Genomic DNA, 25724 nt, shown 5'->3' with positions numbered 1-25724 from the left:
ACAAAAAAACTTAGTTCTCCGAACAACCATAAAGATTTTAAAAAAGGTGGAATATTCTTGAATTAAAAGTATATATGTATAGAGAAAGTTATTAACCTAATGAAAGGATGATGTCTGAATGGATTGGCTATGGCTGGTTGGTCGGGCGGTATTTGGTCTTTATTTTGCTTATTCTGGTCTAAATCATTTCATCCAATTTCAAGGTTTAAAGCAGTATGCAGCCTATAAGAAGGTTCCAGCACCTGGATTATCGGTAGTGGTAACCGGATTAATACTCCTAGCAGGAGGATTAAGCGTCCTTACGGCATACTGGATTGAATGGGGACTTTATTTATTGGTATTATTCCTAGTGGTTTCCGCTTTTATGATGCATAATTTTTGGAAGGAAAACGATCAGAATGCAAAAGTAGGCGAAATGAATCAATTCCTAAAGAATATTGCATTAGCCGCAGCTGCTTTAATGTTACTATCCATTACAAATTGGACTTGGTAACTTCCGCGATTATCACATAAATTTATGAATTGTAAGTGCCAATCACTTAGTGTTTGGCACTTTTTTAATGAAAAAAATAATTGTGCGATTTCATGTTGTACATACTTTACATATTATTAAGTCATTTTATATTAGAAATAGGGAAAATCTGATTGACTTGGAACTAATAAATGTATTCTTATATGTTTTTTGCTGTTATCAAAAATTTTACTAGTGCATGGCAGAGGGTTTTGAGATAATATTTGCATGTGTTCATTATTAGAACGAATGGATGGCGAAAACATGACATCAAATATGTTTTATTATTTAGGATTAATATTGGTTTCAATTATTTGGGGAATCAATTTTGGGGTTTCACGGTGGGCAATGGACGTGTTTCCTGCTGAGGTTTTTGTATTTCTTCGATTTGGACTAGCGTTGCCAGTCTTATTTCTTTTTTTAAAATGGACAGAAGGCAGTGTACGCGTGGAAAAACGTGATTTGGTAAAATTAGCGGTTATTGGTTTGATTGGTGTGACGGCACTAGAAATCATGGTTATGTACTCTATTAAATATACAACCCTTGCGAATGCATCTTTATTAAATGTTGCCCCATGGCCAATTTTTGCTGCTCTTTTTGCACCTTTATTCACTCGAGAAAAAATAAGCTTCAGAGTGGCAGTTGGCGGTTTTATTGCTTTAGTGGGAGTAACCCTAATTATCCTTGGGGGAAAAGATGGCTTCGATCTTAGTTCAAAGTATATGATAGGAAACTACATTGCTTTAGCGATCAGCTTAATTGGTGCACTATTTAATTTAGCTTGCATGCCGCTGATGAAGAAGTACTCACCTCTGCGTGTAACCACTTGGTATGTTTTATTTGGTTCACTATTTTTATTTCCGTTTACCGTTGATAAATGGAGTAGTATCCAATGGGGTAATCTTTCTATCGTCACATGGGGAGCTGTTGCGTACAATGTGTTCCTATGCACAGTGGCTGCCTTTGTTGTTTGGAATATATGTATGAAACAGGTAGGCGCAGCCAAAGCAAATTTCTTCCGTTATTTCGTTCCAGCTGCGGCGGCTGTGGCAGGTGCGTTATTCTTTAATGAATCCATTTGGATTACACAAATCATTGGTGGTTTAGTCATTGTTCTTGGATTAGTTTGGATTGGAACGGAGAGAAAACAGCAAATTTCACCCATATAAACATCTCTAACTCCAACTAAATTAATATCTACAAAGTTATCGACAGATTGATTGGAAAAGTGTAAAATAAGTGAATCCTAAATAAAAATCCACGTGCTGTGGTCGAGGTTGTAGCACCCCTCGTTAAAAAAACTAAGATGAAGCAGCATTTCTCTTAGAGGTGCTGTTTTTTTGTTGTTCATCTTAGAGTATAAAGGGAGAGTGTTTTTTGTGAGGATACTGTTGTATTTAGTTTCAATTATTGCTGCCAACGTCGTTACTGCAGCATTCGCGCCATTAGTTATGGGGATATTCATTGTTCCAATGGGAACATTTTTAATCGGGGCAACATTTATCTTCCGTGACCTGGTACAAAACAAGTACGGCAGAAAGAAGACGTACTTGTTTATTGGAATAGCACTACTATTATCGGCAGTAGTTTCATCTATCCTAGGTGATACTTTAATCATCGTTTTGGCGTCTGCCGTTACTTTCGCGATAGCAGAAACAACCGATACAGAAATTTATTCAAGACTAAAATTGCCAATGAGCTTACGTGTTCTTTATAGTGGAATAGTCGGAGGAATTTTGGATTCAGCGATTTTCGTGGTTCTCGGTCTGAGCCCATTAGGCGCAAACTTTCTTCCATGGGAAGCTGTTCCAGCAGCAATCCTAGGTCAAGTCATTGTGAAAACCATCATTCAAGGAATAGCAGCGTTAATCATTCATCAAACCAATAACATGAGCAAAAATACAGTTGCAAACTAAGTTAAAGCCCCAAACTCATTTATTCGAGTTTGGGGCTTTTAATTTATTTTAAATACAGTTTTTACAAAAAAATGTACCATTTCTACGAAAAAACAGAACAGCTTTTACAAAAAAGTGTACAGCTTTTACAAAAAACCATACAGTTTATACAAAAAAGCGTACAGGTTCTACAATTAACTATACAGTTAAAATAAAGCACAACTGAAAAGTGTTTAATTAAATACTTCTTTGTAAATAACAGGAAAATACCTACTCCTGCTCGAATACTTTTAGTTAGCACACCATAGTTAGTACGGAAACTTCTAAATTTGGAAGGAGAAGGGTAATGTCTAACACAATTGTAGAAAGCACTTATGGTAAATTGCAAGGAGAGAAAATCGATGGTGTATTTGCATGGAAGGGGATTCCTTATGCGAAGCCTCCAATTGGATCACGTAGGTTTCGTGCTCCAGAGCGGCCAGATTCTTGGGAAGGTATTCGGGATGCGACCTTATTCTCACCTGTTGCCCCGCAACCACAACGAGAAATAATGGAGTTTTTCGGAAATGACATTTCGAATATGAGCGAGGATTGTTTGTACCTAAATGTATGGTCCAAAGGCGCAGATAATAAAAAGCGCCCAGTAATGGTTTGGATTCACGGCGGTGCTTTTGTCTCTGGTTCAGGATCTAGCAGTTGGTATGACGGTGCTTCGTTTGCTGCGCAAGGTGATGTCGTCGTTGTTACGATTAATTACCGATTAGGAATTTTGGGTTTCCTTCATCTCGGGGAAATTGGTGGTGAGGAATACGCGACTTCAGGAAATTGCGGCATTCAGGATCAGGTCGCGGCATTGCACTGGGTACAGGAGAACATCGCAGCGTTTGGCGGGGATCCGAATAATGTAACAATATTTGGAGAATCAGCGGGGGCAATGAGCATTGGAGTGTTGTTAGGATTCCCTTTAGCACAAGGTCTTTTCCATAAAGCAATCCTCCAAAGTGGTGCAGCAGCAAATGTACACTCTTCGGCAAAAGCAACAAAAATTGCGGGACATCTTTTAGCTGCTTTACAAGTAGAGCCTGCGAATCTATCAAAATTAGAGGAATTGCCAGTGGAACAGCTAATTAAAGCATCAGACCTCGTTCCTTCAATGAGCTTAGGGCCAGTGATTGACGGTATTTTACTGCCAAGACACCCGGAAGAGGCAATAGCAGATGGTTCCGCCAAAAATGTCTCCATACTAATTGGGACAAATAAAGATGAATACAACATTTTTAGTGCATTTGACCCTGAATGGAAAAACGCAGATGAGATTAGGGTTACGAAGCTTTTTGAAAAAACTTTTGGCCCGCTGGTGCCGCTTATTTCAAGTTACCTCGGAGGAAACAAGCCACTATCACTAGAACTTTATAACAAACTTCTAACCATGAGTATCTTTACATATCCTGCACAAAAATTAACCGAACTGCAGGTAAAACAAGGTGCTCCTGTTTGGATGTATCGCTTTGATTGGGAAACACCGGTGTTTGGAGGTGCACTAAAATCCACTCATGCTCTAGAGATTCCATTTGTTTTCAATACACTAAATACGCCAAATACGGAAAACTTCACTGGATCTTCTCCAGAACGTCAATTGCTAGCCAACCAAATGCACCAAGCTTGGATAAACTTTGCGCGTAGGAGTAATCCAAACACCGAAAACCTTCCTGAATGGCCAATGTATAACCTTAATGAACGATCAACCATGATTTTTAATTTAGAAAGTACAGTAGAAAATGATCCGAACCGTCAGGAACGGATTACTTGGGAACAGGCGACAATGATGATGAAGTCCTAATAGTCCAATAAAAAAGTTCCAGGCATCTTCCAGTGCCTTTCACTTTCGAAAATAATTTAAAAAGATTGTCGTTGCCATAGCTCCCTTCATCAAGGGAGTTTTCTTATTTTTCCTTTAAATGAAGTCATATATATCCTATGGGTATTTGTCTATTCCTAGGACAATCAAGGTACATAGTATGAGATTGTGAGTTATTTAGTAGTGACAAATAACCAATTCATTCGTGAATGAAAATATTGAAATAAACAAATTAGGTGGGGGAATGAATGAAAATGAATAAACAAAAACATTACCGAGATGATTTGTTGGAATGGTGTTATGCTGTGGAGGAAAATTGGAATAGTTTAAAACCGAGGTTTTCAAAACTCTATGACAACAAAATTATAACGGAATGGGAAGAATCTTGCCGCCAATTAAAAGCGAAGTTATCGGAAGAAATAAATGCAAACATCGAGGACTATGAAAGTGCAAAAAATTTATATGAACAATGGGAACTTCTATACGGAGAATCAATTGCTTATCCAGAAGAGTTTGAAGTTGTTTCTGACAATCATGTGGAAAAGGATGGACGAATCCAAAACGATGAAGAATATTTACAACCGAACGCTCATCGTGAGGAGATCGGGATTAAATCTGAACAATCTATTGATTTGGAGGAACTAAACCAATACCGAGAAAATTTGTTAGAATGGTGTAATAACCTATATACAAATTGGAATAAAAGTAAACACAGGTTTTCAAACCTTGTTGATACTGAAACCTTAGAGATTTGGGAAGGAATGTATTCCGAATTAAAAGAGAGATTACAAGAAGAACTGCCATTGGAATACGAAGACTATGAAACAGCTAATACCTTGTATGAACAGTGGAAAAATCTACTTGACGAATCGTATTCTAATCAAAAAGAGGTTAACGTTGGATCTGAACTAAAGTAAAGGAGTTACCCATTTCTAATTCATTATAAGGGATCAATACAGAAAACTCCCTAAAGTGAAAGGGAGTTTTCTTACGGATACTAAATGATGAAAATGAGTAAAAAGCAGCAAATTTTGTATTTGTGTGGTCTATCCAGCATTTTCATGTATAGTAGAGGAGAAGATAAAAACGCAGAACGTATATAATGAAAGGCTGATGATATGAAGGTTGCAATTTTTGATTTTGATGGAACGCTATTTCCTGAGGAGACTTTCCCGCTTTTGATGAGTCATTTAAAGAAACATCCTATCCATTTTCAAAAGTACCGGAAATTCTTCCTTAGAATTCTACCGGTCTACTTAGCATACAAATGTAAACTTTACCCTGAACAAAAAATGAAAGAGTATTCTATGTGGTCATATATTTCTGCTTTCGGTTCTTCTTCAAAAGCAGAGATTGATGAGTTTTTTTCTCAAATTGGCGGGATGATGAGTCAAAACCTGAGTAATCAGATGTTACATAGACTGGAACAACATAAAAAAGATGGATACTATACCATGCTTGTCTCAGGTGCATATGAGCCGCTCCTGAATTCAGTCACGGAGGATGTTACCTTTGATTGTATCATTGGAAGCAGTATACCTTATGAGAATGAAAAACTGAGGAAGAATGCTTCAATAAATTATATATACGGTGAACGAAAAACCGAATTTATTAATAACCATTTATCAAACATGAAGGTTGATTGGAAAAACAGCTTTGCATATGGGGACAGTTACACGGATTTAAATGTTCTCGAATTAGTAGGAAATCCAGTTGCTGTTAACCCGGAACCCCGTCTTTTAGAATTAGCCAATGATAAGAAATGGGAAATAATAAAATAATGGAAAAGCGGTCTAGCCTAACAGAAAGAAATATGGCTAGACCCGTAAATTTTATTTAATGAAAAAATTAATTCATTTACCCATAAAATTACATTTGACTTATTCAACTGTAAAAATTAATATTACAGTATAGTCATTGAATTTAGCTTACTAAATTACTTTGTAAATAACATGTGTTATTGCTTCTTAACTGTAATGTTTTTTGTTACATTTAGTGTATTAAGCAATGGTTGGATGATAAAAGGGAGTGTGTAAAGGTATGGTAACTGTATTTACAACACCAAGCTGTGGTTCTTGTAGAAAAGCAAAGGCGTGGTTTGATGAACATCAGATTGATTATATTGAAAGAAACATAATAGCTAATCCGCTTACGATCGATGAGATTAAATCGATTCTTCGTCTGACAGAGGAAGGGACCGACGAAATTATTTCAACGAACTCAAAAGTTTTTCAGGAATTAAATGTCGATATTGAATCCCTGCCACTTAATGCATTATATAAATTAATCATCAACAACCCTAAAATGTTGCGACGGCCAATCATCATAGATGAAAAAAGATTACAAGTTGGATATAACGAGGACGAAATAAGTAGGTTTTTACCACGCAGGCTGCGTACATTTGTAAACATCGAATCTCAAGAAGCGGCTAATTAATAGGGAGATAAATTGAAGTTACGTTGCATCCAATCTGTATCGTTTATCATTACAGTATGTAAATGATATAATAGTTAAAAGTAGCAATATCTGTAATAGAAAAATGATGAATGTATAGGAGGCAGGTTATGAACAGTGATTTTACACTTGCCATTCACAGTTTAACTCTACTTGCATTACAGCCAGACCGGATGTCAACAAGTGAATATATAGCAGAAAGTGCCGGTGTCCACCCAGTTCGTATACGAAAAGTATTAAGTTTATTAAAAAAACATGGTTTTATTAAATCAAAAGAAGGAACGGGCGGCGGATTTATTTTTGCTTTGGATCTTAGTGAGGTTAATCTCTGGGACATTTATAAGATAACTTCTGATGGTGCACTTCAGCCTAAATGTCCTGAATCAAATGAACAGTGCATTGTTGGGGCAAATATGCAAAGTGTCTTGTTTACCATTTTCTTAGGTGCTGAAGACCACCTGGGTGAATATTTAAAGAACTACACCATTAGAGAAATTGTTGATCTTATCGATCAAAAACAATAAGAAGAATTGGTTGGGCTTTTGCAATAGGCCTCTTCCTATTTAAACTGTAATAAAACCTATTACAGTTTAGGGGGATTTTACTGAAATAAAGCATGTTTAAAGTAGTACTATACTTTTCAAAGCAGGTGAAATATTATGTTTAGTATTAATAATTTTCCAATGTTAGAAACAGGTGATTGGGTTAAGGGAAATTTGCTGAGTGGGGAATTAATTATAGGTTATGTAGAATCACTGAGCAATGTAGAAGGAGTGGCTAAGGTCACGATTGTAACTAGTGATAACAAAGACATTAATGGCAAAACAATAGCGCTATTAACAAATCAGCTTAAACGTCTGCCTGCTGCAAATGTATCCAATAAGGAACAAATCCTTTTCCTAATTGACTTGGCGTTATCAACCGGAGATGAAGAATGGTTTAATGAGCTATCAGCCAAATTGAATTCAATGACTCAGCTTGTTAAGGAAGTTAATGCCTAAGAAGAACATCCTTTGAGGAAAAATGGACAGGTGTGAATCACACCTATCCGTTTTCAGTACAACCATCTAAATCGCATTTGATTTATATGGCTGCAGAAGATATTGTTCTATAAACTCCGCTAATCCATCATTTTCATGGTGTCCTGTAACAAAATCAGCTGCAGTTTTTACTTTTTCGCTAGCGTTGCCCATTGCCACACCTGTACCTACATGTCGAAGCATCTCTATATCATTGGGTCCGTCTCCAATGGCTGCGACTTCATCGGGACGAATTCGATATTCGGTAAGTAAGCTTTTAATAGCAGACCATTTGGAAACGTTAGGTGCAAGTAACTCAAAACCGTCATTCCAATCGACCACTTCAGCTTCCTTTTTAAATAAAGCGGACAATTCGGGACTAGGTTCACCAGTTCGAACACTATATTTAAGAACATCTTGATAATTCGCCTGTCTTAAATCTCCAATATATCTCGGCGGTATTTGCCCAACTTTTGTCCAATAATCGATTTCTTCATTTGTTTCCTTACAATAAAGCCCATTTGCTGTATGGATCATAACATTATAAGGACTTTCAGCGGTAAGATGGTGAAATCGTTCCTCGTTCAATCGGACAGTTTTCATCTCAGTAATTATTCCTGTCTTTTCATCGTGTATGGCAGCACCATTCAAACAAATCATCGGAGTTCGTAATCCTAATTCTTTATGGTAGGGAGCTGTTACTTCATAGTGTCGACCAGTGGCTAGAAATACCTTGACGCCCTGATTAATAAGCCCATAAATAGCTTGCATATTTCGGCGGGAAATGCAGTTTGAGGCTTTAAGTAATGTACCATCCATATCAATAAATATTGCACGCACATCCATTTTTACGGCCCCCTCATTGGTTGTTAAGCCAATCATATCATTTCAATATTAAAGCTTAGTAAACTCAGTGTATAGATTAAGTGAAGTTTATTAGGTAATCAGGAGATATTCCTCTGTAAGGTTATTTCAAGAGAGTAAGCTTCTGTATTAACTATAATCGCATTTAATAAGGATTTTCTATGTTGATTTATCAACGATATACAATAATCTGAGGAAATATTATTTAAAATTGGATTAAAATAGAATGGAATTCACTTGAAACATTCTAATTAATGTATTAAAATTACGTTTGTACTCTGAATAATCAAATAAACTGAATAATTCAATTGCTAGGGGATCCCTTGATAAGGGCTGAGAATAAAGTAGTTACTTTTAAACCCTCAAAACCTGAACAGGTTAGAACCTGCGTAGGAAAGTAGTGAATGTTTGTACTTGTTTGCATGTGAACAAATTTCAAACCAAACCACTTTTCTGTTTAGGAAAGTGGTTTTTTTATTGAGAAAAATGCCAATAGGATTGATACTATATGATTTTTTTAAGGAGGTGTCTGACGTTTTTTTAATTGGATTTAAGGAGAGATAACGTGAAGCTAATGGCTGTAACAGATGATAGGCAATCAGTACGTGATCTGGCATCTAAGATCATTGAGATAAAAGCTAAGATTGATTTTGTCCAAATACGCGAAAAAACAAAAACAGCTCATGAAATCATCACCTTGCTCCAATATATGGAGGAAGGTGGTGTTGAAAAAGATAAAATCATCCTAAATGACCGTTTGGATATTGCTTTGTTAATGGGTATCAAAAGTGTTCATTTACCAGAAAAAGGTCTTCCTGTAAAAATGGTTAAACAAAATTTTCCTCTTATAAGGGTTGGACGCTCTGTTCATTCTTATGAGGGAGCAAAGAAAGCGGAAAGAGACGGCGCGGACTATGTTTTATATGGTCATTGCTTTGAGACGAATAGTAAAAAAGGAAAGACTCCAAATGGAATTCAACCTATTCACGAAATGAAAGAGGAGTTAAGGATTCCTGTTTACGCTATTGGTGGTATTACTTTGAATAATATAGAAACTTTGCAACAAGTGAAAGCAGATGGTATAGCTGTGATGTCAGGAATTTTTTCCGAAGAAAAACCATTCTCTTCAACAAAACAGTATTATGAGGCGATAAATCATGAATCAAAAATTTGAAGTAGCCATAATTGGCGGCGGAATTATTGGCTGCTCAATTGCTTACTATTTAGCAAAGGAAAAGATGAATGTAGCATTGTTTGAGGGCAATCAAATTGGTTCGAAATCGACAAGTGCTGCAGGTGGTATGCTTGGAGCTCACTCTGAATGTGACGGGGATTTTGATGTATTTTTCCCTTTTGCAAGAAGCAGTCAGTATGCCTATTCACAACTTAAAGAAGAATTAAATCATTTGAGCGGATTCGATATAGGGTACAGAAAAGGGGGGATTTTAAAGCTTGCTTATAATGAACCTGATACAAATGGGCTTCGGTCTATCTTATCTCAACCAACTGTAAAATGGCTCGATAAAGAGACTGTATGGGAGATGGAACCTGATGTTTCTTCCGATATAGTAGGAGCAGCCTACATTGAAGAAGATGTCAATGTTATGCCAACAGCTGTTTGCCAGGCATTTGCCAAAAGTGCACAAAAACTGGGGGCTTCTCTTTTCGAATTTTCCCCTGTACTAGATATTCAAAAGAAAGATAATAGCTTCTTGATTCAAACAGCAACAAGTCATGTTGAAGCTAAGCATGTTGTGGTTGCCAGCGGGGTTTGGAGTACAACATTTTTTAAACAGCTTGGGTTAGACCATCAAGTCACTCCTGTAAAAGGGGAATGCCTTTCTGTAATAGATGAAAATGCAACTTTAAAGCATACAATCTTTCATGATCACTGTTACATTGTGCCGAGAAATAACGGAAGGCTTGTGATTGGAGCTACCATGATTGAGAATGACTGGAATGAAAGAGTTAGTCTCAGTGGGATTGAGACTATCATTGCGAAGGCAAAAACGATGCTTCCGACTGTTGCAAATATGAAAATGGATTCATTTTGGGCTGGATTACGTCCGCAAACGTTTGATCAAAAACCATTCATTGGGCACCATCCTGAAGAAGAAGGGATTTTATTTGCTACTGGGCATTATCGAAATGGAATCCTGCTTGCTCCTGCAACGGGGCAAATGATTCGTGATTTGATACTTAAAAGACAAATAAAAAGCGAATGGGTGGAGGCCTTTAAAATCGACCGCCATCAGCCATTGCTGTTAAGTAGGTGAAAAAATGTCCATTACATTAAATGGAAAGAGTGTTGACCTTCTAGAGGGAGTCAATACGGTGGAACAATTACTTTCCCACTATCAATTAGAAAACCGTATTGTCATAGTTGAGGTCAACAAGGAAATTGTCATGAAAGAAAACTATAAAACAATGAGTCTCTCACATGGGGATGTCGTTGAAATTATTCATTTTGTAGGAGGAGGATGAAACATGTTAAAAATAGCCGATCGTACGTTTCAATCAAGACTTTTATTAGGAACTGGTAAATATCCATCATTTGATATTCAAAAAAAGGCGGTAGAAGTTTCCGAAGCAGAAATTTTAACCTTTGCTGTTAGAAGAATGAATATTTTTTCAGATAAGCAGCCAAATTTTCTTGAACAACTAGATTTGTCTAAATATACGCTTCTTCCTAATACGGCTGGCGCAAAAACAGCTGAAGAGGCGGTACGGATTGCGAAACTGGCAAAAGCCTCTGGATTATGTGACATGATTAAAGTAGAAGTAATTGGAGATGATCGAACACTTTTACCAGATCCTGTTGAAACATTAAAAGCCTCAGAAATGTTATTGGAAGAAGGATTTATTGTTTTGCCTTATACATCTGATGATGTTGTGTTAGCAAGACGTCTTGAAGAACTTGGGGTACACGCTGTTATGCCAGCTGCATCACCGATTGGTTCTGGTAAGGGAATTATCAATCCACTTTACTTAAAGTTTATTATTGAACAGTCTTCGATTCCGGTGATTATTGATGCGGGTATTGGTTCTCCTAAAGATGCAGCCTTTGCGATGGAGCTTGGTGCGGACGGAGTGTTACTAAATACAGCCGTTTCAGGTGCGAAAGATCCTGTTAAAATGGCTCAGGCAATGAAGCTGGCAGTAACAGCAGGGAGATTAGGATTTGAAGCTGGAAGAATAGAGGAAAAGGAGTATGCGGTAGCGAGCAGTCCAACAACTGGGATGGTGACATCTTGACAAATCGGTATGCAAGACAGGAGTTATTTTTAGGAAGTAAGGCACAAGCCACAATAAATGAGGCGAGTGTAATCATCATTGGTGCTGGAGCTCTTGGATCTGCAAGTGCTGAAATGTTAGTAAGAGCTGGGATCGGGGTTCTGACGATCGTCGATCGAGATTATGTGGATCTGACAAATTTACAAAGGCAGCAATTATATACGGAAGTAGACGTAAGAAATCAATTACCAAAGGCCATTGCTGCCAAAACAAGACTCGAACAAATCAACAGCGAAATTATTATTAATAGTTTCATAGAGGATGTTAACGGACTGAATATTGAAGAATTGATAAAAGATCATTCTGTGATCGTGGACGCTACAGATAATTTTGAAACTAGTTTAATTGTGAATGATGCAGCTGTGAAACATGGAATTCCATTTCTATTTGGAGCATGTGTTGGAAGCTATGGACTTACATATCCGATTATTCCGGGAGAAACACCTTGTTTACACTGTTTATTAAATCATCTGCCAATGGATGGGCTGACATGCGATACCGTTGGCGTGATAAGTCCAATCGTTCAAATTACTGCGGCATTACAAGTTACACAGGTTTTAAAGATTCTTTCAGGTGAAACACTTTCTCCGATGCTTCAATCAATGGATATTTGGAAAAATGAAAAAGCGGACATCAATGTGACTCAGTTAAAAAATAAACTTTGTCCAACATGTGGAGAACATCCATCCTATCCATTTTTACAGTTTGAAAACCAGATGAAAACAGATGTATTATGTGGAAGAGATGCTGTTCAGCTTCGTCCAGGGCTGATGCCGAAAACGTATTCCCTCTCTCACTTGTTGGAGAGATTAGATAATCACGTTACTAATCCTGTATTAAATGGATATTTGCTTTCATGTAAATTTGAGGATTATCGAATCGTTTTCTTTGAGGATGGCCGTGCTATTATTCACGGTACGAATGAAGCGAAAAAAGCACGAGCTGTCTATAACCGATTCATTCAATTTTATTAGGTTTGTTTACTTTTAAAATTAACAAGCCGAAACCATGCAAGTTTTTATTGATCTCTTGCATGGTTTCGGCTTTGTAGATTGAAAAATACTTACCTTATTGAAAAGGTGACTACTTTTTTTACATTTGAATGTGCTGTTGTGTTGATTCTGCCATTCTTTGTTTCTTTGATTTTTTAAAATACAATAATTCGTACACACATGGGATGACGATCAGCGTCAAGAGGGTAGCGAGGGCCAGCCCGCCAATGACAACAACAGCCAAGCTCTGGGAAACCAAGCTTCCGGACTGAGGTTCCTTAAGCAATAGCGGAATCATCGCACATATGGTTGCAACGGCGGTCATGAAAATCGGTCTCATTCTAGTAGCCGTTGCTTCGACAAGTGCTTCACGAATCGTCATATTTTCTTCATTTTGTCTCACACGGTCAATTAGAACAATCGCATTGGTCACGACAATTCCAATCAGCATAAGCGCTCCAAGTAATGCGGTGATATCAACGGATATCCGGCTTATCAAGATTCCTAATATAGCACCGATGGCCGCAAGCGGCAGGGACGTTAAAATCGCGATTGGTGCTTTAATCGACTTAAACGTGATAACCATGATCAAGAACACAATTCCGATGGAAACAAGCATGGTTAAGAATAAATCAGTAAAATCCTCCATTTGCTGAGCACTTGCTCCTCCAATGAGAACTTCTACATCCTCAGGAAGGTCCATTCCTTCCTTGTCTTTTTGATCTCCGAATAATTCTAGGTTAATCTTGGTCGAGATTTCCGAGAGCTTAGCAGGATCGACGGTTGCTGTGACCCGAAGATAGGTTTCTCCATCTTTATGGAATTGGCTAGTTGAACTCTCAGCCACTTTTAAGGCTGCAACCTCAGTAACCGGCACCATTCCGCTTTCTGTCACAATCGGAATGTTCTTTAAATCTTCTTGCGATTCTGTGTCAAGTAAAGGTTCAAGAACAACCATGGTTTGTTTTTCATTTACCGTGATCGTTCCAAGAGGTGTTTGATTAAGCATTACCCCAAGCTGCTGAGCGATTTGCTGTGTATTACCTTTTGCAGGATCTATGACGAGAGAGTAGACGGTTTTCTTTTCATCTTGATTCGTTGTAACTTCTTCAACACCGTCAATATCAGATACGGTTTCTTTAATACTGTTTGCTGTTTTTTCAAGCTGATCGATATCCTCACCAACCACATCGATGGTAATGTTCGTTGCTGAGCCGCCCATCATAAACGAAGCAGTGGCAACTTCCAATACAGCATCCTTATAGTCTTCCTTTTTCTTTTCAATTTCTTTTAAAACCTTATCTGTATCGTCTTTATCTTTTAATAGAATACTAATGACCGCTTCGGTTGCTGAACCGATTTGGCCAAACTGAGCGCTATCCGCCGAAGAACCGACTTGGTTAAAAACGTATTCAACCTCATCCATTTCAGTTATTGAATTTTCAAGCTCAATAGCCTTTTCTTTGACCGTTTCAAAAGGTGTTTCATTTGGGTATTTCAAGGTGGCTGTAACAAAGTCGGCAGTAGAATTGTCAACGGCACCCTTCGGTACGGCAAAGTAAGCACCAATCGATCCGGCAAATAATAGGAAGCTAATCGTAAATACAATCCATTTATGATTTAAAGACCATTGAACAGCTTTTGGAAAGCGTACCGCTGGTTTATGTTCTGGAAGTTTCGTATTTTTCAGTAAACCAGCACTCATTAACGGCACCACTGTTAAGGCAACCAATAACGAGGCAAGCAGGGAATAGGTAACCGTTAAGGCAAATGGTAATAGGAATTCCTGCAGTCCGCCGTTTAATAAACTCATTGGCAGGAAAACCGCGACCGTGGTTAAAGTGGAGGCGGTTATCGCAACACCTACTTGTTTCGTTGAGTCAATTACCATTTGAACGGAGAATTTCTCTGTTTGCATTTTGCGGTAAATATTTTCAATGACGACGATACTGTCATCTACAAGCCGTCCAACCGCAACGGCAACACCGCCAAGTGTTAAAATATTTAACGTAACCCCGGAACGTGACAATAAGAACAAGGTAAAACAAAGTGATAACGGAATAGAAACAATCGTAATAAACGTTGTTCTGATATTGCGTAAAAAGATCATTATCACTATCGTTGCAAATAAAGCACCTAGAAGCACTTCTTTCATCATCGTTTGCACAGAGGTTTCCACCATATCAGCCGAAGCAACATAAATGGTAGATTCTTGTGAATCATATTTTTTGTTAATTTCTTTTGTTACTTTTTCAATTTCTTTACTAATGGTTACAGCGTTTGAATGACTGTCCTTTGTAATACTGATGCTTAATGCTTCATTCCCATCGAAGCGATTAAGAAAATTGGTTTCATTCGTTTCCTTAATCGTGGCGATATCTTTAAGGGTTACATTAGGTGCGACAGGGAGGCTTTTCAATGTATCGATACTAGATAAGTCACCAATCACCTTAATATTACTGGTTTTGCCATCAATATTTTTTTCACCGACTGCTATAGCGGTGTTTTGACCTTGAAGAATCCCCATCACACTTTGCAAGGATACCTGGTTTTGGGCTAGCTTTTGATTATCAATTTTCACCGAAATAACAGGGTCAACTAAACCATAGGTTTGAACTTGAGCAACACCGTCAATGTCTTTATATAACGGTTCAATTTTTTCTTTTACCAATTCTAGGTTTTCAGTCGTGAGGCCATCTTTAAAGGTTACAGCGATATTGGAGATAGGAATCATGGAGGTATTTAGCTGCGAAATGATGGGCTTTGATATGTAAGCTGGAAGTGCCACATTTGATAATGCTTCTTGAACATTTAATTTTGCTTGTTTCATGTCTGAGCCAGCTTCAAAAAATAAATCTACTTTGGAAAATCCGTCTCCCGTTGAGCTATAAATCGAATTTTTCCCTTTAATTCCGGAAACAGCCCGTTCAATAGGAGAAGTAACATCACTTTCCATTGTTTTTGAGTCTGTTCCTTGCCCCATCGTAATAATGGTTACTTGCGGATTGTCTGCGGAAGGCAGGAACTCCATCGGTAATCTAAAATAACTAACGACCCCAACGAGTAACACAAATATCGTTATCAAAGAGACCGCGGCTTTATTTTGAAAAGCCCATTTCGTAAACATCGACATAGGTACATCTCCCTTTTTGATATAGATAGAAAGTCCAAAATGAATCTTAACACATTTTTGTAAAACCAGCCATTATTTACCATAAAATTTCAAAAGTTTAACAATTTTTTAATAAATTTAATTACCACGCCTCCATTGGTAGGTCTATTTGGCTATTTCATCGATTCTGCTACCTAAATATCCCATATTTATCTTGTTTTGAGGAGACTGAATTTTTTCTACGACTTAAGTCTTACTGTTAGCTATGTGGCAACTAACACGGCGATTTTGATATGATGATAAAGGAAGGAAGTGCAAAACGATGGATTTTGATATAGTAATGCAGGAACTGGAAGCGCTAGGGAAAGAACGAATAAAAAAGACTTACATAAGCAATGGTGCACACGAACCTCTTTTCGGCGTGGCTACAGGTGCAATGAAACCACTTGCAAAGAAGATTAAGAAAAATCAGCCTTTGGCCGAGCAGCTTTATGCCACTGGGAATTATGATGCCATGTACTTTGCCGGTATTATTGCCGATCCGATGATTATGACGGAGGCGGATTTTGAGCGTTGGATGGATGGGGCGTATTTTTATATGCTGTCCGATTATGTAGTGGCCGTAACGTTGGCAGAAGCCGATATTGCTCAAATGGTTGCTGATAAATGGATTGCGAGCGGTGAAGAACTTAGAATGTCTGCAGGGTGGAGTTGTTATTGCTGGCTTTTAGGGAACCGATCAGACAGTGAATTTAGTACAGACAAGATAGCCAGTTTCCTTAATCAGGTGAATAATACGATTCACGCATGTGCTGAACGAACAAAATCTGCAATGAATAATTTTATCTACACTGTTGCCATTTCATATTTACCGCTCCATGAAAAGGCAGTTGAAATCGCAAAGAGTGTAGGTCCAGTCGAAATCAGACGGGACAAGAAAAAAACTAATATTCTGATTGCTTCTGAAAATATTCAAAAGGAAATCGATAGAGGGAAGCTTGGTTTCAAACGTAAATATGTAAGGTGTTAGAAAAGGTACAAATACCATACCCTGATAGAGTCATGCCAGAACTTGCTATGGTTTGACTCATTTTTTATTTTGTTATATGGAGATAATGCTTTGGTACGATAAAGTGTTACGAATGCATTTCTTTTGACAATTTTCTTCAATGTGAGTAAGGTAACCTAGGAAGGTACTTGGATTAGCGGCAGAAGAATCTTTTTGTATTTTTTATAAGAATTTCTTAAAATGTTCATAGTAGAGTTGAACAAAACTATCATGTTGTACTAGGAGGAATTATAATGTCAAACTCTCAAACTATAGATAAGCTCGAACAGCAAATGTTCTTAGATGTTATTCGTGAACGTCGATCTGTTCGTGCATACGATCCCGCCGTGCAGATTTCACGTGAGGAAATGACTGAAATACTTGAGCTGGCAACGTTGGCACCTTCGTCTTCAAACCTGCAGCCATGGCGTTTTCTAGTCATTGATAAACCGGAGTTAAAGGAAAAGCTTTTACCCATCGCATTTAACCAGCAACAAGTAGTCGAAGCTTCAGCCGTGATTGCGGTACTTGGCGATGTAGAAAGCTACAAGAAAGCCGATAAAATATATGGACAGGCTGTTGAGGCAGGCTTTATGCCAGCAGATACGGCTAAATCATTCATTGAACGGACAATTGGCATGTATTCAAACTTATCGCCTGAAGTGGCTCGCCAAATTGTATTTACGGATGGCGGCCTAATCTCGATGCAGCTTATGCTTGTCGCACGTTCCAAAGGGTACGACACTGTACCAATGGGTGGATACGATAAGGCGAAGTTTGTTGAAGCGTTCGGTATTTCTGAGCGGTTTGTGCCGGTCATGCTTATTGCGATCGGAAAAGCAGCGAAACCAGGACATCCTACGACACGCCTTCCAATCGAGGATGTTGCATTCTTTAACGAAATGCCATCAGTGGAAGAGTAATACAATACGAAAGATGTTTCTAAATACAACTTTATAAACGTAATCGAACCCCGTTCTTTTTTAGAACGGGGTTATGTATGTTTAACAATCCATTTTATAGGGTATTTGGAAGGAATAAACTACCTTAGATTTCTTTCGGAATGTTGCCATGCATGATAAAATGAATAACTATATATTATCAAGATATTTATTTCTGAGATTATAATTTTACTATAGTAATAGGTGTGATGGATTTTGAAGAGAAAAAAAACGCTGATGAGTATTATAATTGGTATCTTAGTATTTAGTGGTTGTCTATATTTACTTCTGCCAGATCGTAATCAAACTAAGGTGGAAAGTGTCAAGGCGATTGCTTCTGTCAATAAAGAACAAACAACAGAAGATAAGTCGGTTGAAGATACTAAAGCTGAAGAACAGGTACAAACAGAACAAATAGACGCGAGTGATAAGCCAATTACGGAAAATATTAAGGATAAGGTCAGGGAAGTAGTGGAAGTTGCACTAGACTTTGTTAAGAAAGATCAGAAGATTGTGGCTATCGGTGACTCTCTCACCGAAGGTAGTGGAGATGAAACAGAGAACGGCGGGTATGTGGGAATTCTGAATCACACGTTTGAAGACAATAACCTAAATATCACCGTAGAAAACTTTGGTAAAAAAGGAAACCGGACAGATCAATTATTGAAAAGGCTGGAAAATGAAGACGTCGCTTCCGCCATTAAAGAGGCTGATATTGTTCTAATCACGATTGGTGCAAATGACATTATGAATGTGTTTAAATCTAATTTTATGAATGTTACGATGGAACCCTTCCAAGAGGAAAGGGTGAAATATATTGACCGGTTAAAGGCCATTGTAAACAAATTAAAGGATTTGAATCCAAGTACCCAAATTTATTTAATAGGTTTTTACAATCCATTTGAACGGCATTTTGGTGAAATAAAAGAATTAGGCATGATCATTGACAGTTGGAACGACGCTGGAAAATCACTTTCAGAAGAGTATGAAAATGTAAGTTACATTCCTACAAAAGACCTATTCAGTAATTCTAACATGGACTTGTTGGCGGAAGATGAATTTCACCCAAACACTAGTGGCTACAAACTAATGGCCCAGCGAGTTTTAGAATACTTGAAAGAATCTAATGAAAAATCGGAGATTAACACAGTTGAAGTAGCGTCATAATCCCGAAAAAAGCTAGTTGGCTGTTTCTGTTAATTTACAATAGTATTTAAATTCTGAAAATTAGTTTGACATCTTGATGTTGATAAACTAGTATATATTTATATTCATACTAGCGGATGAGTATTGTGGGAGAGACTAAACGCATTGTTTAGCACCGAAGGAGCAAGTCCCAAAATTGGGCTCAATCTCTCAGGTAAAAGGACCACAATAGGACGCGTCTCTGGAGAGAGCCATGTGCCACCAAAGGAGTTAAACTCTCAGGTAAAAGGACAGAGAAAAATAGGTATACGCCTATTTTTCTCTGCCTTTTTTTGTGGAGAAAAATAGAGAATAACTGAAAAAGGAGGGTATTAAACACAAAACAAATAGTTAGGGAGTCCATATATTTCGGTTTCCAATAAAGTGGATCAGGTAAGGTATTTACTGTTAAAAAATGTAAGCGCTTATTTCTGCCGTTTTGACTAATCGTAAATTAAACTTTTATAGGGATATTACCTATCCTGGAAAAGAAGAAAGAGGGGATTCATTTGCAGGAACAAAAATTGGCACGTGGTTTAAAAAATAGGCACGTTCAACTTATCGCTATTGGCGGGGCTATCGGAACAGGATTATTTCTTGGAGCGGGAAAATCAATCCATCTAGCAGGACCATCCATTTTATTTGCCTACCTGATTACAGGGGTCATTTGCTTTTTAATCATGCGCGCACTTGGAGAACTACTTTTAAGTAATTTGGACTACCATTCTTTTGTTGACTTTGTACAAGATTATTTTGGTAATATGGCAGCCTTTATTACAGGATGGACCTACTGGTTTTGCTGGATTACGATTGCGATGGCAGACTTAACAGCAGTTGGAATTTATACCCAGTATTGGTTTCCAAATGTGCCACAGTGGATGCCAGGATTAATTGCCCTTGTTATTTTGCTGATGATGAATCTTGCAACCGTAAAACTTTTTGGCGAAATGGAATTCTGGTTCGCATTAATTAAAGTCATCGCGATACTAGGACTAATTATAATAGGGACCTTTATGATTATTAAAGGCTTTTCTACAGATTCAGGCCCTTCTAGTTTCACGAATCTATGGAGCCACGAAGGTATGTTCCCGAATGGCATGAATGGTTTCATCCTCTCTTTTCAAATGGTAGTCTTTGCGTTTGTTGGCATTGAACTTGTCGGACTTACAGCAGGTGAAACTGAAGACCCAGAAAAAGTAATACCGAAAGCAATCAATAATATTCCTATCCGGGTTTTGATTTTCTACATTGGCGCCCTAATTATCATTATGAGTATTTACCCGTGGAACGCCATCAAACCTTCGGAAAGTCCATTTGTCCAAGTATTCGTGGCCGTTGGTATCGCAGCAGCTGCCGGTATTGTCAATTTTGTTGTTCTAACATCCGCAGCTTCGGCATGTAACAGTGCCATGTTCAGTACAAGCCGCATGGTATATTCACTTGCAAAAAATCAAAATGCACCTAAATCATTTGCTAACCTTACTACCCGTAAAGTACCTTCCAATGCATTGTTCTTTTCAACTGTTGTTGTTTTAATTGGCGTTGTTTTAAACTATATAATGCCAGAAGGAGTATTTACGCTGATAACTAGCGTTTCTACAGTATGTTTCATCTTTATTTGGGGAATTACTGTCATCAGCCATTTGAAATACCGCAAAACCAGACCAGATCTAGCGAAAGTGAATAAGTTTAAAATGCCGCTTTACCCATTTGCAAATTACTTGATCCTTGCTTTCCTAGCGTTCGTGCTTGTCGTACTTGGACTTGCGGAAGATACTCGTGTCGCCTTGTTCGTCACACCTGTTTGGTTTATCATGCTGATTGCCATTTATAAAATGGTAATAACGAAAGCGAAGTATTCGGATCAGGAGAATCAACAAGTAGCAGAATTAAGTGGAAACTCAAAAATATAATCTTTATTAAAAAATAATGTTTCCGCTTTCAAAAAAAGCTTGACTTAGATTCTTTTTACTATTATTCTGAAAATAATAAAAAATGAATAAGCGGAAGATGGTTGTGGGAGAGTGCAAGTTTACACGCCACCGAAGGAGCAAGTTCCAAAAAGACCCTTGGAACAAATCTCTCAGGTAGATGGAACCACAATTGGACGCAACTCTGGAGAGCGCATATACGTTATATGCCACCAAAGGGGAAGGTTCTTAATCGAACTAAAACTCTCAGGTAAAAGGACAGAGAAGGGTAGAAGAAAGCTTAGTGCTACCCTTTTCTGTCCTTTTTTGCGTGCAAAAAAGTTGATTTCATCAGAGATAAAGGTAGCTAATCCAACAATCAAGGGGGAAACGGGAATGAGTTTACAACAAAATGATTCCACTATTTTTGAAGCAATTCAGAAAGAGAAACAGCGTCAGCTTCAAACGTTGGAACTGATCGCCTCTGAAAATTTTGTTAGTCAAGATGTATTAGAAGCAATGGGAAGTGTGTTGACGAATAAATACGCGGAGGGCTATCCAGGGAAGCGTTACTATGGTGGATGTGAATTTGTCGATGTCGCAGAACAAGTTGCCATTGACCGCCTTACTCAGTTGTTTGGTGCGAAATATGCCAATGTTCAGCCTCACTCAGGTGCGCAGGCAAACTTCGCTGTATTTTTCGCTCTGCTTCAACCTGGTGATAAAGTGATGGGGATGAACCTCTCACATGGCGGACACTTAACACATGGAAGTCCTGTTAGTGTTTCTGGAAAATGGTTTGAGGTAGTTTCCTACGGTGTCAGAGAAGATACTCAAATGATTGATTACGATGAACTGGAAGCAATCGCGAAAAAAGAAAAACCGAAATTAATCATCGCGGGTACCAGTGCTTACCCTAGAACGATTGATTTTGCACGGTTTAGACAAATTGCAGATCAAGTTGGCGCGAAATTGATGGTGGATATGGCACATATTGCAGGACTAGTTGCAGCTGGTCTTCATCCATCACCGGTTCCATATGCAGATGTTGTAACAAGCACTACGCATAAGACACTCCGAGGACCGCGCGGCGGCATTATTTTAACGAATGATGAAGAGATCATAAAAGCCATGAATAAATCGGTGTTCCCAGGAATTCAAGGCGGGCCGCTCATGCATATCATTGCAGCGAAGGCGGTTGCATTCAACGAAGCATTACAGCCTAGCTTTAAGGATTATGCGAAACAAGTCATTGAAAATGCGGCGGCTTTAGGAGAAACATTAAAAAACCATGGTGCAGCCCTTGTTTCTGGTGGAACAGATAATCATATAGTCCTTCTAGATTTGCGTCCATGGAACTTAACTGGAAAAGCAGCGGAAAAATTATTAGAAGAAGCGGGCATTACGGTCAATAAAAATACGATTCCTTATGATCCTGAAAAGCCGTTTGTTACAAGTGGTATCCGTATGGGAACTGCCGCTTTAACGACACGTGGTATGAAGCGGGATGAAATGGTGAAAATCGGGGAAGTAATCGCAGCTGTACTGAAGAGTAAAGGGGACGAAGCCGTTCTTGAAAAAGCAAAAGAAACTACTAAAGCAATTTGTGGTGCCTATCCGTTATTTCAACAGGCAATTACAGTGTAAGAAGGGGGCATGAGGATGGAATTTCAGAGTTGTTTTGACATTATTGGCCCTATTATGGTGGGACCGTCGAGTTCACATACAGCAGGTGTCGTATCGATCGGGAAATTTATTTATGAACTGGTAGGAGATTGTCCTCAAGAGGTCAATATTGTTTTTTATGATTCCTTTGCTGAAACCTATCAAGGACATGGAACAGATAAAGCACTACTGGGTGGATTGCTTGGAATGGACACCGATGATACACGTATTAAACATTCATTGGAGTGGGCAAACGAGGCTGGCATGCAGTACCAATTCGAATTTGAAGATAGCTGTAAGTACTATGATCATCCGAATACAACAATTGTAACAGTGAAACATGGTGATCGTGTAGTAAAGGTTGGCGGTGCGTCACTTGGCGGCGGCTTATCCAAGATCTTTATGATTAATGAGAAGATGGTAGATATTCGTTTAAGTGCAGGCGATGACTTTACAGTCCTTGCAAGTGCTTATCAACCAAGAGGGAAAGTACTCATGGAGGCAATAGGATGAAGATTCAGTCCATGAAAGAGCTGATTGAAGCTTGTGAAAGAGAACAAAAATCCATTGGTGAAATCATGCTGATGATGGAAGCAGAAAAATCAGGAAGAGACCAAGAAACCATTATTAGCATGATGGAAGAGCGATTGATCAAGATGAAAGAAGCAGTCGATAGTGGTATCAACGATGCCTCAACCGCACCGAGTGGAATTTCTGGCGGGGATGCGGTGAAAATGTATGATTACGTGCAAGAAGGTAAATCGCTGTCAGGAAATTATGTAAGCAATGCAATGAGCTTTTCATTGGCAACTTCTGAAAGCAATGCACGGATGGGGGTAATTGTCGCTACGCCAACTGCTGGGGCAGCCGGTATATTGCCTGGTGTATTGTTTTCACTTCATAAAAATGATGGCACACCTTATAAAGATTTAGTTATGGGGTTATTCACAGCAAGTATGCTCGGGTTTGTTATTGCGAACCGTTCATTCATATCAGGGGCCGCTGGAGGATGTCAAGCAGAGGTAGGATCTGCAACCGCCATGGCCGCAGGAACCATCGTTGAGTTAAAAGGGGGCACGCCGCAGCAAGCAGTGAATGCGACGGCCATTGCCATGAAGTCACTCTTGGGTTTAGTTTGTGATCCAGTCGCAGGACTTGTTGAAGTGCCATGTATTAAGAGGAATGTAATTGGAACCTCCATTGCATTTTCAGCGGCGGATATGTCGCTGGCTGGGATTGAAAGTCGCATTCCGTGTGATGAAGTAATTGAAGCGATGTATAGGGTCGGAAAAGAAATGCCTCGGACACTTCGGGAGACAGCACTTGGAGGTCTAGCCACAACAGAAACAGGTAAACAGGTAAAAGAACGATTATTTTGTAGGAAATCTTAGGCAGGGGGATCTATAAATGGAGATAGCAGCAGCATTAAAGCAAACACCACTTTTTGAGGTTTATGGAAAGTATGGTGGAAAGGTCATTGATTTTGGAGGCTGGGCACTGCCTGTACAATTTTCTAGCATTTTAGATGAGCATGAGGTAGTTCGTACAAAAGCAGGCCTCTTTGATGTTTCACATATGGGTGAAGTACTTGTTGAAGGGAAAGAGGCAGAAAGTTACATCAACTACCTTTGTACGAACGATGTAACAAAGCTTAGCATCAATCAAGCACAATATACCGCAATGTGCTATCCTGACGGCGGAACGGTTGATGATTTATTGGTGTACAAATTAGATCAGGAAAAATATTTACTGGTTATTAATGCCTCAAACATTGAGAAAGATTACGAATGGATGAAGCAGCATGTAAAAGGTGATGTGACACTAAAAAATATTTCGAATGAGGTTGCTCAGATTGCCATCCAAGGTCCCAAGGCTGAAGGTGTTTTACAAAAGTTAACAGAAATCGATTTATCTGAAATTGGCTCTTTTAAATTTGTTCAACATGTCAACCTCGACGGAATTACTGATGTGCTCGTATCTCGTACTGGTTATACAGGGGAAGATGGTTTTGAACTTTATTTATCTGCTTCTCAAGCAGAGGCACTTTGGGAAAAGCTTTTGGAAGCAGGAACTAATGATGGCTTAAAGCCATGTGGACTCGGTGCACGGGACACCCTTCGTTTAGAAGCACGTCTTGCGCTCTATGGTCAAGAGTTATTACCTGATATAAGTCCCCTTGAAGCAGGAATCGGCTTTGCAGTAAAAACGAACAAAGCGAATGATTTTATCGGTAAATACGCACTTTTAGCAGAAAAAGAAACCGGATTAAAGCGAAAATTAGTAGGAATTGAAGTAACTGGCCGGGGAATCCCTCGTCATGGGTATAAAGTAGTTTCAGAAGATGGAGAGGCTATTGGTGTAGTGACATCAGGAACGCAATCACCATCTTTAAAGAAAAGCATTGGTCTTGCACTCATTGCAGCACAACATGCAGAAGTGGGGACACCATTGAAAGTGGAAATTCGAAATAAGTTGATTGAAGCCGTAGTGGTTAAGGCACCTTTTTATAAAAAGGGTTAATAAAGTAGATTTATAGTTTGCATTTCACATCAATTTAAAATTGGAAGGAAGAGAAACAATGACAAAAGCGACAGCAACTTTACTATATAGCAAAGAACATGAGTGGGTATTACAATTAGACGGAAATCGAGTACGCGTTGGAATTTCTGATTTTGCACAAAAGCAATTAGGAGATATTGTCTTCGTTGAAACCCCAGAATTGGATGATGAAGTAACAGCAAATGAATCAATGGGCACCATCGAATCAGTTAAAGCAGTTTCAGATCTATATTCTCCTGTATCAGGAACGGTTGTACTGGTAAACGAAGAGTTAGGAGATGCACCTGAGACGATCAATGAACATCCATATGAAGCAGGATGGTTAGTAGAAGTGGAAATGTCGAATCCAGATGAATTGGAATCACTTTTAAATGAAGAGGCGTACCAAGCATTTATTAATGAAGGAGAGGAATAAA

The 25724-nt window shown here is 38.5% G+C and carries 25 protein-coding genes and 4 riboswitches; of the genes, 23 read left to right on the top strand and 2 right to left on the bottom strand.

Translation table 11 applies throughout. The features are described from left to right. Positions 1–118: 118 nt before the first annotated feature. The 9 genes from QFZ28_RS17120 to QFZ28_RS17080 all read left to right on the top strand — a co-directional run bounded on the left by QFZ28_RS17120 (position 119) and on the right by QFZ28_RS17080 (position 7720). Positions 119–493 (top strand): DoxX family protein, encoded by a 375-nt coding sequence (locus QFZ28_RS17120; RefSeq protein ID WP_307195760.1) that lies wholly within the window; start codon positions 119–121, stop codon positions 491–493. A 246-nt stretch (positions 494–739) separates the two neighbouring features. Beyond that, entirely contained in the window at positions 740–1681 is a 942-nt protein-coding gene (locus QFZ28_RS17115; RefSeq protein ID WP_307195759.1) for a DMT family transporter, read from the top strand. 210 nt (positions 1682–1891) lie between these two features. After that, the gene (locus tag QFZ28_RS17110) at positions 1892–2428 is read left to right on the top strand and encodes a VUT family protein (protein WP_307195758.1); all 537 of its coding nucleotides are present in this window, start codon (positions 1892–1894) and stop codon (positions 2426–2428) included. Between the two features lie 325 nt (positions 2429–2753). Next, the gene (locus tag QFZ28_RS17105; RefSeq protein ID WP_307195757.1) at positions 2754–4247 is read left to right on the top strand and encodes a carboxylesterase/lipase family protein; all 1494 of its coding nucleotides are present in this window, start codon (positions 2754–2756) and stop codon (positions 4245–4247) included. A 266-nt stretch (positions 4248–4513) separates the two neighbouring features. Next, entirely contained in the window at positions 4514–5182 is a 669-nt protein-coding gene (locus QFZ28_RS17100; protein ID WP_307195756.1) for a hypothetical protein, read from the top strand. 201 nt (positions 5183–5383) lie between these two features. Next, positions 5384–6046: an HAD family hydrolase gene (locus tag QFZ28_RS17095; protein WP_307195755.1), complete on the top strand. Its 663-nt coding sequence runs from the start codon at positions 5384–5386 to the stop codon at positions 6044–6046. Between the two features lie 259 nt (positions 6047–6305). Next, positions 6306–6701, top strand: a complete 396-nt coding sequence (gene spxA / locus QFZ28_RS17090; RefSeq protein WP_307195754.1) for a transcriptional regulator SpxA — start codon at positions 6306–6308, stop codon at positions 6699–6701. A 128-nt stretch (positions 6702–6829) separates the two neighbouring features. Next, complete coding sequence (locus QFZ28_RS17085; RefSeq protein WP_307195753.1) at positions 6830–7243, top strand: RrF2 family transcriptional regulator; 414 nt, start codon at positions 6830–6832, stop codon at positions 7241–7243. Positions 7244–7378: 135 nt separating this feature from the next. Then, complete coding sequence (locus QFZ28_RS17080; RefSeq protein WP_307195752.1) at positions 7379–7720, top strand: IDEAL domain-containing protein; 342 nt, start codon at positions 7379–7381, stop codon at positions 7718–7720. A gap of 66 nt (positions 7721–7786) precedes the next feature. Here the strand turns inward: QFZ28_RS17080 and QFZ28_RS17075 are convergent, their stop codons facing one another. After that, the gene (locus tag QFZ28_RS17075; RefSeq protein ID WP_307195751.1) at positions 7787–8584 is read right to left on the bottom strand and encodes an HAD family hydrolase; all 798 of its coding nucleotides are present in this window, start codon (positions 8582–8584) and stop codon (positions 7787–7789) included. A 321-nt stretch (positions 8585–8905) separates the two neighbouring features. Next, positions 8906–9015: riboswitch (TPP riboswitch) on the top strand. 152 nt (positions 9016–9167) lie between these two features. Here QFZ28_RS17075 and QFZ28_RS17070 point away from each other — a divergent pair. From QFZ28_RS17070 to QFZ28_RS17050, 5 genes are read left to right on the top strand one after another with little or no spacing between them, the layout of a single operon-like run. Next, positions 9168–9776: a thiamine phosphate synthase gene (locus QFZ28_RS17070; protein ID WP_373428083.1), complete on the top strand. Its 609-nt coding sequence runs from the start codon at positions 9168–9170 to the stop codon at positions 9774–9776. Beyond that, positions 9760–10878, top strand: coding sequence for a glycine oxidase ThiO (gene thiO, locus QFZ28_RS17065; RefSeq protein WP_307195750.1), 1119 nt, complete (start codon positions 9760–9762; stop codon positions 10876–10878). The genes QFZ28_RS17070 and thiO overlap by 17 nt, the downstream gene beginning before the upstream one ends. Before the next feature lie 4 nt (positions 10879–10882). After that, positions 10883–11086, top strand: a complete 204-nt coding sequence (gene thiS / locus QFZ28_RS17060; protein WP_307195749.1) for a sulfur carrier protein ThiS — start codon at positions 10883–10885, stop codon at positions 11084–11086. Positions 11087–11089: 3 nt separating this feature from the next. Then, positions 11090–11857: a thiazole synthase gene (locus QFZ28_RS17055; RefSeq protein WP_307195748.1), complete on the top strand. Its 768-nt coding sequence runs from the start codon at positions 11090–11092 to the stop codon at positions 11855–11857. Next, positions 11854–12870, top strand: a complete 1017-nt coding sequence (locus QFZ28_RS17050) for a ThiF family adenylyltransferase (protein WP_307195747.1) — start codon at positions 11854–11856, stop codon at positions 12868–12870. Before QFZ28_RS17055 ends, QFZ28_RS17050 begins: the two co-directional genes overlap by 4 nt. A 118-nt stretch (positions 12871–12988) precedes the next feature. On the opposite strand, the gene QFZ28_RS17045 is transcribed toward QFZ28_RS17050, so the two are convergent. Continuing rightward, a complete protein-coding gene (locus QFZ28_RS17045; protein WP_307195746.1) occupies positions 12989–16021 on the bottom strand; it encodes an efflux RND transporter permease subunit in 3033 nt (1010 codons plus the stop codon). Positions 16022–16322: 301 nt separating this feature from the next. On the opposite strand from QFZ28_RS17045, the gene QFZ28_RS17040 reads away from it, so the two are divergent. The 9 genes from QFZ28_RS17040 to gcvH all read left to right on the top strand — a co-directional run bounded on the left by QFZ28_RS17040 (position 16323) and on the right by gcvH (position 25723). Beyond that, positions 16323–17030: a DNA alkylation repair protein gene (locus QFZ28_RS17040; RefSeq protein WP_307195745.1), complete on the top strand. Its 708-nt coding sequence runs from the start codon at positions 16323–16325 to the stop codon at positions 17028–17030. A gap of 272 nt (positions 17031–17302) precedes the next feature. Beyond that, positions 17303–17971, top strand: a complete 669-nt coding sequence (locus QFZ28_RS17035; protein ID WP_307195744.1) for a nitroreductase family protein — start codon at positions 17303–17305, stop codon at positions 17969–17971. 234 nt (positions 17972–18205) lie between these two features. Next, positions 18206–19156, top strand: coding sequence for an SGNH/GDSL hydrolase family protein (locus QFZ28_RS17030; RefSeq protein ID WP_307195743.1), 951 nt, complete (start codon positions 18206–18208; stop codon positions 19154–19156). 116 nt (positions 19157–19272) lie between these two features. Continuing rightward, positions 19273–19371: riboswitch (glycine riboswitch) on the top strand. A gap of 2 nt (positions 19372–19373) precedes the next feature. Beyond that, positions 19374–19432: riboswitch (glycine riboswitch) on the top strand. Between the two features lie 251 nt (positions 19433–19683). Then, complete coding sequence (locus QFZ28_RS17025) at positions 19684–21087, top strand: amino acid permease (RefSeq protein ID WP_307195742.1); 1404 nt, start codon at positions 19684–19686, stop codon at positions 21085–21087. A gap of 94 nt (positions 21088–21181) precedes the next feature. Next, a riboswitch (glycine riboswitch) is annotated at positions 21182–21284 on the top strand. Between the two features lie 196 nt (positions 21285–21480). Beyond that, positions 21481–22731, top strand: a complete 1251-nt coding sequence (gene glyA, locus QFZ28_RS17020) for a serine hydroxymethyltransferase (RefSeq protein WP_307195741.1) — start codon at positions 21481–21483, stop codon at positions 22729–22731. Between the two features lie 15 nt (positions 22732–22746). After that, complete coding sequence (locus QFZ28_RS17015) at positions 22747–23262, top strand: serine dehydratase beta chain (RefSeq protein ID WP_307195740.1); 516 nt, start codon at positions 22747–22749, stop codon at positions 23260–23262. Next, the gene (gene sdaAA, locus QFZ28_RS17010) at positions 23259–24140 is read left to right on the top strand and encodes an L-serine ammonia-lyase, iron-sulfur-dependent, subunit alpha (RefSeq protein WP_307195739.1); all 882 of its coding nucleotides are present in this window, start codon (positions 23259–23261) and stop codon (positions 24138–24140) included. The genes QFZ28_RS17015 and sdaAA overlap by 4 nt, the downstream gene beginning before the upstream one ends. A gap of 16 nt (positions 24141–24156) precedes the next feature. Next, positions 24157–25269: a glycine cleavage system aminomethyltransferase GcvT gene (gene gcvT / locus QFZ28_RS17005; protein WP_307195738.1), complete on the top strand. Its 1113-nt coding sequence runs from the start codon at positions 24157–24159 to the stop codon at positions 25267–25269. Between the two features lie 58 nt (positions 25270–25327). Further along, complete coding sequence (gene gcvH / locus QFZ28_RS17000; protein WP_307195737.1) at positions 25328–25723, top strand: glycine cleavage system protein GcvH; 396 nt, start codon at positions 25328–25330, stop codon at positions 25721–25723. The last annotated feature ends 1 nt before the right edge of the window (position 25724 follow it).

It is taken from the genome of Neobacillus niacini, assembly GCF_030817695.1.
GTDB classification, from domain to species: domain Bacteria; phylum Bacillota; class Bacilli; order Bacillales; family Cytobacillaceae; genus Neobacillus; species Neobacillus niacini_F.
Note: the sequence above shows the minus strand (reverse complement) of the source record. Positions and strands in the feature narration are given on the sequence as shown.

Coding starts and splice junctions, on each gene's coding strand:
- QFZ28_RS17120 (WP_307195760.1), top strand. CDS start 119: ATGGATTGGCTATGGCTGGTTGGTCGGGCGGTATTTGGTCTTTATTTT.
- QFZ28_RS17115 (WP_307195759.1), top strand. CDS start 740: ATGTGTTCATTATTAGAACGAATGGATGGCGAAAACATGACATCAAAT.
- QFZ28_RS17105 (WP_307195757.1), top strand. CDS start 2,754: ATGTCTAACACAATTGTAGAAAGCACTTATGGTAAATTGCAAGGAGAG.
- QFZ28_RS17100 (WP_307195756.1), top strand. CDS start 4,514: ATGAAAATGAATAAACAAAAACATTACCGAGATGATTTGTTGGAATGG.
- QFZ28_RS17095 (WP_307195755.1), top strand. CDS start 5,384: ATGAAGGTTGCAATTTTTGATTTTGATGGAACGCTATTTCCTGAGGAG.
- spxA (WP_307195754.1), top strand. CDS start 6,306: ATGGTAACTGTATTTACAACACCAAGCTGTGGTTCTTGTAGAAAAGCA.
- QFZ28_RS17085 (WP_307195753.1), top strand. CDS start 6,830: ATGAACAGTGATTTTACACTTGCCATTCACAGTTTAACTCTACTTGCA.
- QFZ28_RS17080 (WP_307195752.1), top strand. CDS start 7,379: ATGTTTAGTATTAATAATTTTCCAATGTTAGAAACAGGTGATTGGGTT.
- QFZ28_RS17075 (WP_307195751.1), bottom strand. CDS start 8,584: ATGGATGTGCGTGCAATATTTATTGATATGGATGGTACATTACTTAAA.
- thiO (WP_307195750.1), top strand. CDS start 9,760: ATGAATCAAAAATTTGAAGTAGCCATAATTGGCGGCGGAATTATTGGC.
- thiS (WP_307195749.1), top strand. CDS start 10,883: ATGTCCATTACATTAAATGGAAAGAGTGTTGACCTTCTAGAGGGAGTC.
- QFZ28_RS17055 (WP_307195748.1), top strand. CDS start 11,090: ATGTTAAAAATAGCCGATCGTACGTTTCAATCAAGACTTTTATTAGGA.
- QFZ28_RS17045 (WP_307195746.1), bottom strand. CDS start 16,021: ATGTCGATGTTTACGAAATGGGCTTTTCAAAATAAAGCCGCGGTCTCT.
- QFZ28_RS17040 (WP_307195745.1), top strand. CDS start 16,323: ATGGATTTTGATATAGTAATGCAGGAACTGGAAGCGCTAGGGAAAGAA.
- QFZ28_RS17035 (WP_307195744.1), top strand. CDS start 17,303: ATGTCAAACTCTCAAACTATAGATAAGCTCGAACAGCAAATGTTCTTA.
- glyA (WP_307195741.1), top strand. CDS start 21,481: ATGAGTTTACAACAAAATGATTCCACTATTTTTGAAGCAATTCAGAAA.
- QFZ28_RS17015 (WP_307195740.1), top strand. CDS start 22,747: ATGGAATTTCAGAGTTGTTTTGACATTATTGGCCCTATTATGGTGGGA.
- sdaAA (WP_307195739.1), top strand. CDS start 23,259: ATGAAGATTCAGTCCATGAAAGAGCTGATTGAAGCTTGTGAAAGAGAA.
- gcvT (WP_307195738.1), top strand. CDS start 24,157: ATGGAGATAGCAGCAGCATTAAAGCAAACACCACTTTTTGAGGTTTAT.
- gcvH (WP_307195737.1), top strand. CDS start 25,328: ATGACAAAAGCGACAGCAACTTTACTATATAGCAAAGAACATGAGTGG.